The 14,131-nt window shown below is 73.0% G+C and carries 13 protein-coding genes; 8 read left to right on the forward strand and 5 right to left on the reverse strand.

Annotation, left to right across the window (positions count from 1 at the left end; translation table 11 throughout):
• The first annotated feature begins 74 nt into the window (after positions 1-74).
• Complete coding sequence (lon, locus tag ACZ7EC_RS22230) at positions 75-2,495, forward strand: endopeptidase La (protein WP_471064966.1); 2,421 nt, start codon at positions 75-77, stop codon at positions 2,493-2,495.
• A 129-nt stretch (positions 2,496-2,624) separates the two neighbouring features.
• Here lon and ACZ7EC_RS22235 read toward each other — a convergent pair whose 3' ends face one another.
• Entirely contained in the window at positions 2,625-3,449 is an 825-nt protein-coding gene (locus tag ACZ7EC_RS22235; RefSeq protein ID WP_471064967.1) for a lysozyme, read from the reverse strand.
• A 249-nt stretch (positions 3,450-3,698) separates the two neighbouring features.
• On the opposite strand from ACZ7EC_RS22235, the gene ACZ7EC_RS22240 reads away from it, so the two are divergent.
• Positions 3,699-4,190 carry a MarR family winged helix-turn-helix transcriptional regulator gene (locus tag ACZ7EC_RS22240; RefSeq protein ID WP_471064969.1) on the forward strand — a complete coding sequence of 164 codons (492 nt, stop codon included), beginning with the start codon at positions 3,699-3,701 and terminating at the stop codon, positions 4,188-4,190.
• 17 nt (positions 4,191-4,207) lie between these two features.
• Here the strand turns inward: ACZ7EC_RS22240 and ACZ7EC_RS22245 are convergent, their stop codons facing one another.
• Positions 4,208-4,996 (reverse strand): hypothetical protein, encoded by a 789-nt coding sequence (locus ACZ7EC_RS22245; protein ID WP_471064971.1) that lies wholly within the window; start codon positions 4,994-4,996, stop codon positions 4,208-4,210.
• Between the two features lie 384 nt (positions 4,997-5,380).
• Between ACZ7EC_RS22245 and ACZ7EC_RS22250 the strand changes: the two genes are divergently transcribed.
• The 5 genes from ACZ7EC_RS22250 to ACZ7EC_RS22270 are packed head-to-tail and all read left to right on the forward strand — an operon-like array spanning position 5,381 to position 11,105.
• Complete coding sequence (locus tag ACZ7EC_RS22250; RefSeq protein WP_471064973.1) at positions 5,381-8,287, forward strand: sensor histidine kinase; 2,907 nt, start codon at positions 5,381-5,383, stop codon at positions 8,285-8,287.
• Positions 8,284-8,775 (forward strand): roadblock/LC7 domain-containing protein, encoded by a 492-nt coding sequence (locus tag ACZ7EC_RS22255; protein ID WP_471064975.1) that lies wholly within the window; start codon positions 8,284-8,286, stop codon positions 8,773-8,775. Before ACZ7EC_RS22250 ends, ACZ7EC_RS22255 begins: the two co-directional genes overlap by 4 nt.
• Positions 8,772-9,188 carry a DUF742 domain-containing protein gene (locus ACZ7EC_RS22260; RefSeq protein WP_471064976.1) on the forward strand — a complete coding sequence of 139 codons (417 nt, stop codon included), beginning with the start codon at positions 8,772-8,774 and terminating at the stop codon, positions 9,186-9,188. The genes ACZ7EC_RS22255 and ACZ7EC_RS22260 overlap by 4 nt, the downstream gene beginning before the upstream one ends.
• Complete coding sequence (locus ACZ7EC_RS22265) at positions 9,169-9,828, forward strand: GTP-binding protein (RefSeq protein ID WP_471064978.1); 660 nt, start codon at positions 9,169-9,171, stop codon at positions 9,826-9,828. The genes ACZ7EC_RS22260 and ACZ7EC_RS22265 overlap by 20 nt, the downstream gene beginning before the upstream one ends.
• A gap of 23 nt (positions 9,829-9,851) precedes the next feature.
• Positions 9,852-11,105, forward strand: a complete 1,254-nt coding sequence (locus ACZ7EC_RS22270) for a styrene monooxygenase/indole monooxygenase family protein (protein WP_471064980.1) — start codon at positions 9,852-9,854, stop codon at positions 11,103-11,105.
• A 106-nt stretch (positions 11,106-11,211) separates the two neighbouring features.
• Here ACZ7EC_RS22270 and ACZ7EC_RS22275 read toward each other — a convergent pair whose 3' ends face one another.
• The 3 genes from ACZ7EC_RS22275 to ACZ7EC_RS22285 form a co-directional block, all read right to left on the reverse strand.
• Positions 11,212-12,243, reverse strand: a complete 1,032-nt coding sequence (locus ACZ7EC_RS22275) for a C40 family peptidase (RefSeq protein WP_471064982.1) — start codon at positions 12,241-12,243, stop codon at positions 11,212-11,214.
• Between the two features lie 115 nt (positions 12,244-12,358).
• Positions 12,359-12,685: a hypothetical protein gene (locus ACZ7EC_RS22280; RefSeq protein ID WP_471065287.1), complete on the reverse strand. Its 327-nt coding sequence runs from the start codon at positions 12,683-12,685 to the stop codon at positions 12,359-12,361.
• Between the two features lie 4 nt (positions 12,686-12,689).
• Positions 12,690-13,352 (reverse strand): TetR/AcrR family transcriptional regulator, encoded by a 663-nt coding sequence (locus ACZ7EC_RS22285; RefSeq protein WP_471064984.1) that lies wholly within the window; start codon positions 13,350-13,352, stop codon positions 12,690-12,692.
• 119 nt (positions 13,353-13,471) lie between these two features.
• Between ACZ7EC_RS22285 and ACZ7EC_RS22290 the strand changes: the two genes are divergently transcribed.
• Positions 13,472-14,065, forward strand: coding sequence for a HutD/Ves family protein (locus tag ACZ7EC_RS22290; protein WP_471064986.1), 594 nt, complete (start codon positions 13,472-13,474; stop codon positions 14,063-14,065).
• The last annotated feature ends 66 nt before the right edge of the window (positions 14,066-14,131 follow it).

Here is a 14,131-nt window from a genome sequence, read left to right on the forward strand (position 1 = left end):
GCCGGACCGGGAACATTCCCCGCGCATCAAACATTGAGTCGGCATAGCTCAAGTTGACTGCCGAAGGGGAGATCATGGCTGCTGAGTCACCGGCGTTCACGCTCGTCCTGCCCGTGCTTCCGCTCGACGACGAGGTCGTGCTGCCCGGCATGGTGGTTCCGCTGGACCTGAGCGACGCCGAGGTCCGGGCCGCGGTGGAGGCCGCCCAGGCCGCCGCGCGCTCCGAACCCGGCAAGCCCAGGGTGCTGCTGGTACCGCGCGTCGACGGCACGTACGCGAGGACCGGTGTGCTGGGCACGGTCGAGCAGGTGGGGCGGCTGGCCGACGGCGACCCCGGCGCGCTGATCCGCGGCCGCAGCCGCGTCCGCATCGGCGCCGGTACCACCGGGCCCGGCGCCGCCCTGTGGGTCGAGGGCGCCGAGGTGGACGAGACCCTGCCCGAGCCGCTGCCCGGCCAGGTCGCCGAACTCGTCAAGGAATACAAGGCGCTGGCCACCAGCTGGCTGCGCAAGCGCGGCGCCTGGCAGGTCGTGGACCGCGTCCAGGCCATCGACGGCGTCTCCGCGCTCGCCGACAACTCCGGCTACTCGCCCTTCCTGACCACCGAGCAGAAGGTCGAACTCCTGGAGACCGCCGACCCGGTGGCCCGGCTCAGGCTCGCCACCCAGCAGCTGCGCGAGCACCTCGCCGAACAGGACGTGGCCGAGAGCATCGCCAAGGACGTCCAGGAGGGCGTCGACAAGCAGCAGCGCGAGTTCCTGCTGCGCCGTCAGCTGGAGGCCGTCCGCAAGGAGCTGCGCGAGCTGAACGGCGACAAGGAGGGCGAGGAGTCCGACGACTACCGCTCCCGCGTGGAGGCCGCCGACCTGCCCGAGAAGGTCCGCGAGGCCGCGCTCAAGGAGGTCGACAAGCTGGAGCGGTCCTCCGACCAGTCTCCCGAGGGCAGCTGGATCCGCACCTGGCTGGACACCGTCCTGGAGATGCCGTGGAACGAGCGGACGGACGACGCCTACGACATCGGGGCCGCCAAGGCGGTCCTGGACGCGGAACACGCGGGCCTGGAGGACGTCAAGGAGCGCATCACCGAGTACCTGGCCGTGCGCAAGCGGCGCGTCGAGCGCGGGCTCGGCGTGATCGGCGGGCGGCGCGGGGGCGCGGTGCTCGCGCTCGTCGGCCCGCCCGGTGTCGGCAAGACCAGCCTGGGCGAGTCCGTCGCGCACGCCATGGGCCGCACGTTCGTCCGCGTCGCGCTCGGCGGCGTCCGCGACGAGGCCGAGATCCGCGGCCACCGCCGTACGTACGTCGGCGCGCTGCCCGGCCGGATCGTGCGCGCCATCAAGGAGGCCGGGTCCATGAACCCGGTCGTGCTCCTGGACGAGATCGACAAGGTGGGCTCGGACTTCCGGGGCGACCCGGCCGCCGCCCTCCTGGAGGTCCTCGACCCGGCGCAGAACCACACCTTCCGCGACCACTACCTGGAGGTCGAACTCGACCTGTCCGACGTGGTCTTCCTGGCCACCGCCAACGTCCTGGAGGCGATCCCGGAGGCGCTCGCGGACCGGATGGAGATCGTCCGCCTGGACGGCTACACCGAGGACGAGAAGGTCGTCATCGCACGGGACCACCTGCTCCCGCGCCAGCTGGAGCGGGCCGGGCTCGGCGAGGACGAGGTCACGCTGGCCGAGAGCGCGCTGCGCAGGCTCGCGGGCGAGTACACGCGCGAGGCGGGCGTGCGCAATCTGGAGCGCTCCATCGCCCGGCTGCTGCGCAAGGTCGCGGCCCAGCACGAACTGGGCGAGCGGGAGCTGCCGTGCACCATCGGGGACGGCGATCTGCGCGCCCTGATCGGACGGCCGCACCATGTGCCCGAGTCGGCGCAGGACCCGGCCGAGCGCCGTACCGCCGTGCCCGGCGTGGCGACCGGGCTCGCGGTCACCGGCGCGGGCGGCGACGTCCTCTTCGTGGAGGCGTCCCTCGCCGACCCGGAGACCGGCGCCGCGGGGCTGACCCTCACCGGGCAGCTGGGCGATGTGATGAAGGAGTCGGCGCGGATCGCGCTGAGCTTCCTGCGCAGCCACGGCGCCGAACTGGAGCTGCCGGTGACCGACTTGAAGGACCGGGGGGTGCACATCCACTTCCCGGCGGGCGCGGTCCCCAAGGACGGCCCGAGCGCGGGCATCACGCTGACCACCGCGCTGGCCTCGCTGCTCTCCGGCCGCCAGGTGCGCCCGGAGGTGGCGATGACCGGCGAGGTCTCGCTGACCGGCCGGGTGCTGCCCATCGGCGGTGTGAAGCAGAAGCTGCTCGCCGCGCAGCGCGCCGGGGTGACCACCGTGATCATCCCCAAGCGCAACGAGCCCGACCTGGACGACGTCCCGGCCGAGGTGCTGGACAAGCTCGACGTCCACACCGTGACCGATGTGCGCCAGGTCCTGGAGCTGGCGCTGGCGCCCGCGGCCGACGCGGCGGCGCCGGAGGTTCCCCTGGCGGCGTGACGGACGCCGGGGGAGAGGCAGGGCCCGGCTCCCGTGAGGGGGGCTCGGGCCCTCGCCGTGCGCACGCCCGGCCCGCCGGGCCGGGCGTGGCGGCGTATCGGCCGGTGCCCGCAGGCCGATGCCGGGCCGTCAGCCGTTGGCGAGCGCCTGGACGCGGTCGAGCGCGCCGTTGAAGTGGTCGTGGTCGCCGACGGTCGGGCCGGAGGAGGTGTACTGCCACATGGTGTAGTACGACCAGCCGGCCGGGAGCGTCCCCACGGTGGTGGCGTAGCGGGCGATCCACAGCGGGTTGCTGCCCGCGAAGCCGGCGTAGTCGCCGGTGCACTCCGTCCACCAGCTGGTGGCGGTGTAGATCACGGCGTCCCGGCCGGTGAGGGACTTGTAGGTGTTGAGGAAGTCCGCGATCCAGCTGACCATCTGGGCGGCCGTCTTGCCGTAGCAGTCGGCGCCGTACGGGTTCCACTCGATGTCGAGCACGCCCGGCAGGGTCTTGCCGTCCTTGGACCAGCCGCCGCCGTGCGCCACGAAGTAGCTCGCCTGGGTGGCGCCGCTGGTGGTGTCCGGGGTCGCGAAGTGGTACGAGCCGCGGATCATGCCCACGTTGTACGAGCCGTTGTACTGCTGGGTGAAGGAGGGGTTCGTGTAGTACGTGCCCTCCGTCGCCTTCGTGTACGCCCAGCGGACGCCGCTGCCGTAGAGGGTCGACCAGGCCACGTTGCCCTGGTAGTTGGAGACGTCCACACCCTCGGTCTGGGTGGCGTCGCCGCTCGTGGGGGTGCCGTGGGTGCCGTCGTGGGCGGCGACGGTCTCGCCCATGTAGGCGGTGCCGCGGGTGGGCGTGGAGGCGGCCTGGGCGGTGCCGAGGGGCAGGGCGCAGGCCGCCGCCGCGAGCAGCGCCGTGACCAGGACGGCGAGCGGGCGGGGGCGCAGCGGGCGGGGTCTGGGAGCGGACATGACGAGCCTCCGGGGAGGGTGGGGAGGGAGGGGTGCATGTGGGGGGAACATGGCCGTGACGCGGGAGTGGCGCACTGTCGTGGGCATGTCATTCAATGCTCTGACGAAAAGCTACGCACGTAGACAGCGGCGTGGGAAGGGGGTCCGGCCGCCGCCGTTGGTCTACGCCTGCGAAATACTTACGGAGCTGCGGCTATGACGGCGTTTGGCAGAAACTTTCAGGACCGCGAAACCGATCAGGGGTGTGACGTGCACGAGGACGCAAACGGCGCAGAAGCACGCGTCGCCGAGCAGGTGACGCCCAGTGGTGCAGACCAGGAATTCCTGGCACTCGAACGCGAGTTGACCGTACTGCTGCGACGCGCCCGCGCCAACCAGGGCGAGATGGCACGGGAGGTCCACCCCGACCTGGAGTCCTCCGCCTACGGGCTGCTGATCCGGCTGAACGAGCACGGCGGCCGGCGCGCCACCGAACTCGCCGGCTACTTCGGCGTCGGCAAGGCCACCATGTCCCGCCAGCTCCGTGCCCTGGAGGAGCTGGGTCTGATCACCCGCGAGCCCGACCCCGCCGACGGCCGCGCCTGGCTCGTCACCCTCACCGAGGAAGGGCGCCGACGGGTCGGCACGGTCCGCGAGGCCCGCCGCGCCCGGTACGTCAGCCAGCTCGCCCACTGGGACCGCCGGGAGGTGGCCGAGCTGGCCCGGCTGCTGCACCAGCTGAACGGGGTCATGGAGAGGTAGCCCGCGACCCGAGCCGGTCACAGCTCGACGTACACCACCGTCGCGTCGTCGTGCGTCTTGCCGCGCCCCAGGAAGGCCCGCTCTTCCCGGTCCGCCGCCTCCAGCCGCCGTACCCGGTCGACCAGCGAGCGAGCGCCCTCGCGGGCGAGGAGGCCGAACAGATCCGTCCAGTCGCCCTGGCGGAACGTCTCCGTCCAGCGGGTCGCGCCGTCCGTGAGGGCGGCCAGCGCGGCGACCTCGGACCGGGGCGCGGTGCCGGTCACCGCGCGGGCGGCGACGGCCGGGTCCGCGGCGGCCGTGAAGAAGCCGCCCTCCTTGTTGCGCAGGCGCGCGTCCACCAGCGCTTCGGTGGCCAGCGCCGAGCGGGGCAGCCGGGCGAGCCGGTCGTCCAGGACCGGGGTGACCTTGCCCGAGGGAGAGCGCAGCAGCAGCGCCGAGTCCGAGAGCACCAGGTACTCGACCGTCTCGGCGGACCACCGCACCACGACCACGGTTGCCTGCGGCGTGCGCGGGTGAGAAAGGTCACAGGTGTCCGCATGTGTCCGCGCGGTGCGCTCGATCGCCCGCGAAAGGATCTCGGCCGGTGTCAGATCTCGGCCGGAAAGGGTCAGTTCGGTCAGCGCGCCGCCGAGCCGGGCGGTGAACCAGGGGACGGAATGCAGACAGCCGCTCTCCCCGGCCGGCGGTGTCACTCCGTCCAGCAAGATCGCGCAACCGCCCTGTCCGGAGGCGGCCAGTCCGATATCGGCGAAGTCCTCGTTGGGTCGGTTCGCGTCGCCGGGTTCCGAAACGAGATCAGTTCGCATCCGGCCAGTCTGCACGACCCCTTCACCGCGTCTCCCAAAGGCTGGCAATCGCCGTCCGATTGACATGCTCGCGCAGGCCAGCCGCCTGGTTTGGTCGGAAATGGGCCACTCCGAAAAAGCGCGGTGGCGAATATTGCCAAACCCTGTCGCGTGCGTCCAACCGGCCTGCCGCAGGGCGGCCCCGCACACGCCAGAGGAACTTGCCCGCCAACTCCCCTCCGATGTTCACTCCTTCGGGTGGCGGGTCAGGTGATGCGCGGCCACTGCCCACCGGCGCTGGGAGGGTCGGGAACCGTACGAACCGGGTGCACGCACCACTTGGCACCGAGCTGACGGGGCGCCACCCGGACCCTTGGGTAGACGAGTTCAGGAATGCGAGCACCGGTGCAGATGAAGCGGCCTCGGCGCACAGGCAGGCAGACGGCCCCCGAGAAGGCCGCCCCCGAGACCCCCGTGGGCACCGGCCGGCCCACGCATGTGCGCACCCGGCTGATCGTCGCCGTCGCGGTCGTGGCCGCCGCGGTGGCCGGCGCCGGAGCGCCCTCGCTGCTCACCGCTTCCTCGGACGTGAGCGACTCCCAGGACCTGGTGACACTGGCCGCCCGCACTCAGGACGCCCTCGCCCTCGCGGGTTCCCTGGCCGACGAACGCGACGAGGTCACCGCCTACATCGCGGCCGGCCGCCCCGAGTCCAAGGCGCCCGCCGAGGACCGCAGCACCCGCGTCGACCGCCAGGTGCAGGACCTGCGCGCCGACAGCGGCACCCCGGCCGGCCTGCGCGGCGACCTCGACCACATCGCGACCGTCCGGCGCGCCGCCCTCGCCGGCAAGAGCACGGCCCTGGAGGCGCACCAGGCGTACTCGGCGACGATCACCGAACTGCACCGGCTCGCCGAGCAGCTCGCCGACCGGATGCCCCCGCGGGCCGGTTCCGGCGCCCACGCGCTCGCCGAGCTGGACACCGCCGTCCAGCAGTCCGCCGCCGCCCGCGGTCTGCTGCTCGCCGCCCTCGGCGTCCCGGCCAGCACCCAGACGGTGTACAACCCGGTCACCGGGCTGTCCACCACCATCTCCGTGCCCACGGCGGCCGGCCGCAAGCAGCGCGACGCGCTCGTCGCCGCCGCCCAGCAGGCCCGGCTGCGCTCCGACGCGGCCCTGGCCGACTTCCGCGACACCGCGCCCAAGTCGGCCGTCGACGCCTACGACTCCACGGTCACCGGCGGCGAGGTCAACTCGGCCGAGAAGTACCTGGACACGCTCACCGCCCGGCCCACCTTCCCCGAGGGCGCGTCGGTCCCCAGCGCCGCCAAGCTGGACGCGGCCCTGTCCGGGCGCATCGACCTGATGCGCGGCGCGGAGTCGGCCCTCTACCAGCACCGCACCCAGGACCTGGAGAAACTGCGCGACGACGACGTCACCGCGCTGGAGATCCGCGTCGCCGTCCTCGGCGTGCTGCTGCTGGTCGCCGTCGGCGTCGCCACCGCCATGGCCCGCACCCTCACCCGGCCGCTGTCGGTGCTGCGCCGCGGCACCGCCCGGCTCGCCGAGCCCGGCGACGTCTGCGCCCGCGAGCCCATCGCCTTCACCGGCCGCAACGACGAGTTCGCCCAGGTCGTCCGCTCGGTCAACGCCCTGCACGCGCACGCCGTCGCCCTCCAGGAGCGGGTCACCACCCTGGAGACCGACCGCAAGCACCTGGTCGGGCAGCGGCAGCAGATGGCCGACGCCCGCGAGGAGCTGCGCGCCGAACTCGCCGGGGCGACGGCCGAACTGGGACGGGTGCGCGCCAGCATCGGCGGCACCTTCGTCAACCTGGCGCTGCGCACCCTCGGACTGGTCGAGCGGCAGCTCGCCGTCATCGAGGGCCTGGAGGACCGCGAGCAGGACCCGGAGCGCCTCGCCACCCTCTTCAAGCTGGACCACTTCGCCACGGTGATGCGCCGACACAGCGAGAACCTGCTGGTTCTCGCCGGCACCGAGCATGTGCAGCAGCACCACGGCCCGGTGCCGCTGGTCGACGTGGTGCGCGCCGCGGTCAGCGAGATCGAGCGGTACGAGCGGGTGCGCATCGCCTCGCTGCCGCCGCACGCGCACCTCGCGGGCTTCGCCGCGGACGACCTCTCGCACCTGCTGGCGGAACTGATGGAGAACGCCACCACGTTCTCCCCGCCGGACGTGCCGGTCGAGGTCTCCGGCTGGCTCCTGGAGTCCGGCGAGGTCATGCTCTCCGTGCACGACGAGGGCATCGGCATGGCGGAGGACCGCCTCACCCGCCTGAACGCGCGCCTCGCCGACTTCGACCCCGAGGCGGCGTACGACCAGGAGGGCGACGACGGCCTCGGGCTCGGCCTGTACGTCGTGGCCCGCCTCGCCCACCGGCACGGGGTGCGGGTGCAGCTGCGCGAGCAGAAGCAGGGCGGGGTCGCCGCGGTCGTGGTGCTTCCGGCCACCCTGCTGTCCGAGGCCCCCGCCACCGCCGTACCCCCGCATCCGGCCACCTCCACCACCGGCACCTTCACCCTGCCGGGCGCCGCCGCCGAGGCCAACTCCAACCTCCTGCCGGCCCGCCCGAAGGACGGCACCGGGCAGCAGGACCCGCTGGTGGCGCTCGCCGAGCAGGCGGTCCGGGACGCCGGGGTGGAACCGGACCGGGACCGGGACCAGGAGCCGGCGCGGGCGCCCGAGCGGGAGGCCGGCCCGGACGCGTCCGACGACGCGGAGCCGGAGGCCGGCGACGAGACGACGCACGAGCAGGCGGGGTCCGCCCCGCAGGAGGCGGAGGCCCGTCCCAAGGCCCCGGTGGAGACCTTCGCCGAGACGACGATGGAGCTGCTGCTCCCGGTCACGGACGAGGCACCGGACCAGACGGCGGTCGAGGCAGCGGACCCGGCGCCGGGCAGGACGCCGGACCGGGCACCCGGCGAGCCCCCGGCTCCCGCCGCGACCGAGCCCCCGGCTCCCGCCGCCGAATCCGCGGCTTCCGCCGGTGCCGGCAACGCCGGCCACACCGACCACATCAGCCACGCGCGGCCCGCGGCCGAGGACGCCGCCGAAGACGGCGCGGACGAGGAGCGGGTGACCAGCAAGGGGCTGCCCAAGCGCACGCCCAGGATCACCGCACCCGCACCCCCGCCCCGCCAGCGCAGTACCAGCGTCGATGCCGAGGCCCTGCGCCGCAGGCTCGGTGGCTTCCGCCGAGGAGCACAGGCCGGCTACCGCGACGTAGAGGCAGAGATCGCAGACCATTCCGAAGAAGCCACGGGGGGCCCTGTCGAGGAGGCAAGCAGTTGACCGCTCCCAGTACCTTCGGGCTGAGCACTGAGGCCCGCAATCTGCACTGGCTGCTGACCAACCTGGTCGAGGAGGTCCCCGGCATCCAGTCCGTCGCCGTGGTCTCCTCGGACGGTCTGCTCCTGCTGTCGTCCGATCCGGGCCACGCAGCGCAGTCCCGCCAGGCCCGCCCCGGCAAGGGGCCCCGAGGCTCGTCCGCCGACCTCGCCACCATCGTCTCCGGCATCGGCAGCCTCACCGTCGGCGCCGCCAAGCTGATGGCGTTCGGCGGGGTCAAGCACACCATGGTCGCCATGGAGGAGGGCAGCCTGTTCGTGATGTCCATCAGCGACGGCTCACTGCTCGGCGTGCATGGCTCCGCCGAGTGCGACATGAGCGTCGTCGCCTATCACATGGCGCTGTTCGTCGGCCGCGCCGGCCACGTCCTCACCCCGGAACTCCGCAGCGAGCTGCGCAAGTCCCTGGAGTCGGCCGGGAGCGCCCGATGAGCGCAGCGCCCAGGAAGCTCCCGGTGCGCGGCGGCGAGCGCAAACCCGCCCGCGTGCGCCCCTACTCGCTCACCGGCGGCCGCACCCGCTTCGGCCATGTCCTCCTCGTGGAGACGTTCGTGGCCAGCACCGCGGCCATCGAGGCGCCCGAGGAGCGCAAGGAACTGACGAAGGGATCGCTCGCCGGTGTCATGCCGGAGATGCGGGCCATCGTCGAACTGTGCCGCCGTATGCGCACGGTGGCCGAGATCGCCGCGCTGCTGAAGATGCCGCTCGGCGTGGTCCGCGTACTCCTGAGCGACCTCGCGGACCAGGGAAAGATCCGTGTGTACGGCACCGGAACCGGTCACGGCACCGGCCGCCCGGACCGCGCTCTGCTGGAAAGGGTGCTGAGTGGACTTCGCCGTCTCTGACGCCACCGCCTCCGCGAGAGGCGCCGCCCCCCTCGTGGCCGGGTTCGCCGAGCCCGACGAGGACCTGAAGGCCTGGCAGACGGACCGGACGCGGGCCCCCGTCGCGACGAAGATCGTGGTGGCGGGCGGCTTCGGCGTCGGCAAGACCACGCTGGTCACGGCCGTCTCGGAGATCACGCCCCTGCAGACCGAGGCGCTGATGACCCAGGCGAGCGAGGGCACCGACGACCTGTCGGACACCCCGGACAAGGTCACCACCACCGTGGCCATGGACTTCGGCCGCATCACGCTCGACGACGACCTGGTGCTCTACCTGTTCGGCACGCCGGGCCAGCAGCGGTTCTGGTTCATGTGGGACGACCTGGTGCGCGGCGCGATCGGCGCCGTGGTGCTGGCCGACACCCGCCGGCTCAAGGACTGCTTCCCCGCCCTGGACTACTTCGAGAGCTGCGGACTGCCGTACGTCGTCGCAGTCAACCACTTCGACGGCAGCGAGCGGTTCGACATCGAGGATGTACGGGAGGCGCTGACGATACCCGCGCACATCCCTGTCATGATCATGGATGCGCGCCGGCGGATTTCGGCCATCGAGACCCTCCTGGCCCTGGTCGGCCACGCGCTGGACGAAACCCCCGAGTAGTCCTGTAAGGAGCCACCACCCTCATGCGGAAGATACTCGTCGTCGGAGCCGGTCAGTCCGGCCTCCAGATCGCCCTCGGCCTCCAGTCGCACGGCTACGAGGTCACCTTGATGTCGAACCGGACCGCGGACGAGATCCGGTCCGGCCGTGTGATGTCGACGCAGTGCATGTTCCACACCGCGCTCCAGCACGAGCGCGACCTCCAGCTGAACTTCTGGGAGTCCCAGGCCCCGAAGATCCAGGGCCTCGGCGTCTCGGTCGCGGCCCCCGGCTCGCACGACCCCGGCCCCACCCAGCGCGCCATCGACTGGGTGGGCAGGCTCGACGGCTACGCCCAGTCCGTCGACCAGCGCGTGAAGATGGCCGGCTGGATGGAGACCTTCGCCCAGCGCGGCGGCCAGCTGGTCATCCACGGCGCGGCGGTCGGCGACCTCGACTACTTCTCGCGCACCTACGACCTGGTGCTGGTCGCGGCCGGCAAGGGCGAGCTGGTGTCCATGTTCGCCCGCGACGCCGCACGCTCCGCGTACAGCGAGCCGCAGCGCGCGCTGGCGGTGGCGTACGTCCACGGGCTCGGCCCGCGCCCCGAGCACCCGGAGTTCGACGCGGTGCGCTGCAACCTGGTGCCGGGCGTCGGCGAGCTGTTCGTCATGCCGACGTACACCGTCTCCGGGCGCGCCGACATCCTGTTCTGGGAGGGCATACCGGGCGGCCCGCTCGACGTCTTCAACGGTGTCAAGGACCCGGCCGAGCACCTCTCCCTGACCCTGGAACTCATGGAGCGGTTCACGCCCTGGGAGTACGCGCGGGCGACGAAGGTCGAACTCACGGACGCCGGTGGCACGCTGGCCGGGCGGTACGCGCCGACCGTGCGCAACCCGATCGGCCGGCTGCCCTCGGGCGGCCTGGTACTGGGCGTCGCGGACGTGGTCGTCGCCAACGACCCGATCACCGGGCAGGGCTCCAACTCCGCGTCCAAGTGCGCGGCTTCGTACCTCGCGTCGATCCTGGAGCGCGGGGAGCAGCCGTTCGACGAGGAGTGGATGCGGGGCACGTTCGAGCGGTACTGGCAGACCGCGCGGCACGTCACCAAGTGGACGAACGCGATGCTGGCGCCGCCGCCGGAGCATGTCCTGAACCTCATCGGGGCGGCGGGGCAGCTGCAGCCGGTGGCGGACCGTTTCGCCAACGGGTTCAACAACCCGGCCGACTTCGAGGAGTTCTTCTTCGAGCCGGAGAAGGCCGAGGCGTACCTCGGGTCGGTGGCCGGGGCCTAGTGACCGTGGGGGCGCGTGGGCGGCTGCGGGTGGTTCGTGGCTGCCCGCGCTCGCACCGGTCGAGCCGCGTGCCGGGCACCGCCCCGCGCCCCTCGGAAGTCGCCCCTCAGCCCCTGTCGGGCCGGACGGCGCCCAGGACCGGGTTGGATGCCAGCGGTGAGATCTTGATCCTCGTGCCCGGTCTCGGGGCCTGGACGACCTTGCCGTCGCCCGCGTAGATCGCCACGTGGGTGGCCTCCGGGAAGTAGATCACCAGGTCGCCGGGGCGCAGCTGGCGCAGGGGGATGTGGCGCAGGGTCCGCCACTGCTCCTGGCTGGTGCGGGGGATCGGGGTGCCCGCGTGGCGCCAGGCCTGGGAGGTCAGGCCGGAGCAGTCGTACGACGAGGGGCCCTGCGCACCCCAGACGTAGGGCTTGCCGACCTGCTTCAGGGCGAAGCGGACGGCGCGTTCGCCGGCGCCGGAGGGCGAGCGGTCGTCGGGGAGGGAGCCGGCCAGGGCCCGCTGTGCCGCGGTGACGCCCTGCTGTTCGAGGCGGTCGACGGCGGCCAGCTGGTCGGGGTCGAGGGTGGCCAGCAGGCGCTCCACGTCGGCGAGTCTCGCCTGGACGGTGTCGCGCTGCTTCTTCTGCTGCCCGGCGAGGGCCCGTTGGGTGTCGAGGGCCTTGCGCGCGGTGCGGGCGACGGCGTCCGATCGCCGCTCGGCGCCGGTCAACCGGTCGACCGCGTGGGCGCGTTGCCGGGCCAGCTCGCCGAGCACATGGCTCTCGTCCAGCAGACGCTGCGGATCCGGGGCGAACAGCAGGCTGACGTAGGGGCCGAGCCCGCCGGAGGCGCCCTGGTACTGCTGGCGGGCCAGTCGCCCGGCGTCGGCGCGGCCGGCCTCCAGGGCCCGCCGGGCGCGCTGGAGTTCCTTGTCCAGGCGGGCCACCTCGGACTTCTGCCGCCCCAGCCGGTCGGCGGTGGCGTCGTAGGTCTCGGTGGCCTGCTCGGTCTGCCGGTACAGCTTCTGGAGGTCCGTCAGCAGCTGGGAGACGGAGCGCTGCGGCGAGTCGGGCGCGGCGGTGGCGGGCACGGGCGCGAGGACGGCCTGGGCCGCCACCGTGGCCGTACAGGCCAGGCGCACAAGCTTTCCTGACACGTCATCACCTCGGGTGCGGAAGGGGTGGGCGCATTGCCGTGCCCTATCCGACCGCGATAATCAGACGTATCCCTGCTTGGCGCGCGCCGCGTGTGCGCGGTTCGGCGCAACCGTGTCACCCGCGCGTGTCACCCGGCTTGCCGTCCGCCCCGGCGCGCGGTTCGGTGTGCGGTTTCGCGTGCGGCCTGGACCAGGGCCAGCGCAGGCGGCCGCCGGAGGTGTCGTCGGGGTCGTACGCGTACTTCCATCCCTGGACCAGGCCCAGCCGCCTGCTGTGGCCGCGGGGCACGCGGCGGTAGACGTACACCGTGGGCGGGCCGTCGTCCGGGGCGGGGACGGGGATGCGGTACGTCTTCGGGGGGTGTCCGGTCGGCCCGAGCAGGACGGGCAGCACGCGTCCGTCCATGGGGCCGTCCTCGAACGGGATGTCCTGGGTCTTCACGGTCTCAGTCTCGGCCATCCTCCGCGAGGGTGCCCACGAGGGCGGCGGTCTGCTCGTCGCGGGCCGCGGTGACCGAGAGGGTGGCGACGAACTGGTCCACCAGCCAGTCGCGCAGTTCTCCGGCGGGCGGCTGCTTGTCCTCGTCCAGCCAGATCAGCGAGGCCGCCTCGACGGCCGTGATCCACATGCGGATGGTCATGCGCAGCCTGGGGCCGGGGTCGGTGGCGCCGAGGTGGCTGAGAATGTGCTCGGCGGCGGCCCGCCGCACCCCGTCCACGATGGCCGTGGTGCGCGAGGTCTCCGCCACGCTGCCGCCGCGCAGCAGTGCGGCGAAGCCGGTGTCGTGCTCGTCCACGAAGGCCAGGTAGCGGGTGAGGGCGCGGGTCAGCCGGGCCAGCGGGGAGCCGGTGCGGGGCTCGTCGAAGCACTGCCGCAGTTCGTCCGCGGCCGACCCCAGCGCGGCCTCGTACAGCTGCTGCTTGCCGCCCGGAAAGTACCGGTACACCAGCGGCCGCGACACCCCGGCCGTCTCCGCCACGTCGTCCAGCGACACGTCCTCGGGCGCCCGGTGCGCGAACAGCGACAGCGCGGCGTCCAGCAGTTGCCGCCGCCGCTCCTCGACGCTGAGCCGGCGGTAGGCGGGGGTGGTGGCGGTCTGGGGGGTCATGCCACGCAGCGTAACTTGCGCGCCCGCTGCGGCGCGGGGTGCCGGCCGGCCTACCGCGCTCGACAGCGGGGGCGGTCCGCGGATACACACGGGGGAGATCGGACGAGAGGGAGTGCGGGATGGCGGTGCGCGTGCTGAGGGCCGGAGAGCGGGCGGCGGTGGCGTGGAAGAACGGGGGCGGGCTGACCCGTGAGATCGCCGCGGCCCCCGCCGGGGCGGGAATGGCGGACTTCGCGTGGCGGGTCAGCCTCGCCGATGTGGCGCGGGGCGGCCCGTTCTCCCGCTTCGAGGGGGTGGACCGGGTCATCACCCTGGTCGACGGCCCCGGCATGGTGCTGACCGTCGACGGGACCCCGCACACCGTGGCCGAGCCGTACGTCCCGTTCGCCTTCCCCGGCGACGCGGACACCGGCTGCCGGCTGCTCGGCGGGCCGCTCGTCGACTTCAACGTGATGACCAGGCGCGGGCGGGCTGGCGCGCGGGTGGAGATCGTCCGGGGGCGGGTGGCGCTGCCCGCCCCGCCGGCCGGGGCCGTGCTGCTCGCCGTCGTCCTGGCGGGCTCCGCCGTCCTCGACGGGGAGGGTACGGCTCTCGGGCGCTTCGACGCGGCCCTGTTCGATGCGGCCCTGTCCGGCGGGGCCCGCGAGGAGGCCCTCGATGTCACCGGTGTCGCCGCGCTCGTCACCCTCACCGGGGCGGGCGGGGATTCGTAGGGCGTTCGCGTTGTTACCAAGTGCGGACAGAACCGGGTGAACTCCGCGCGCACAGCGGTCATCTGA

Source organism: Streptomyces sp. NPDC037203, assembly GCF_055605065.1.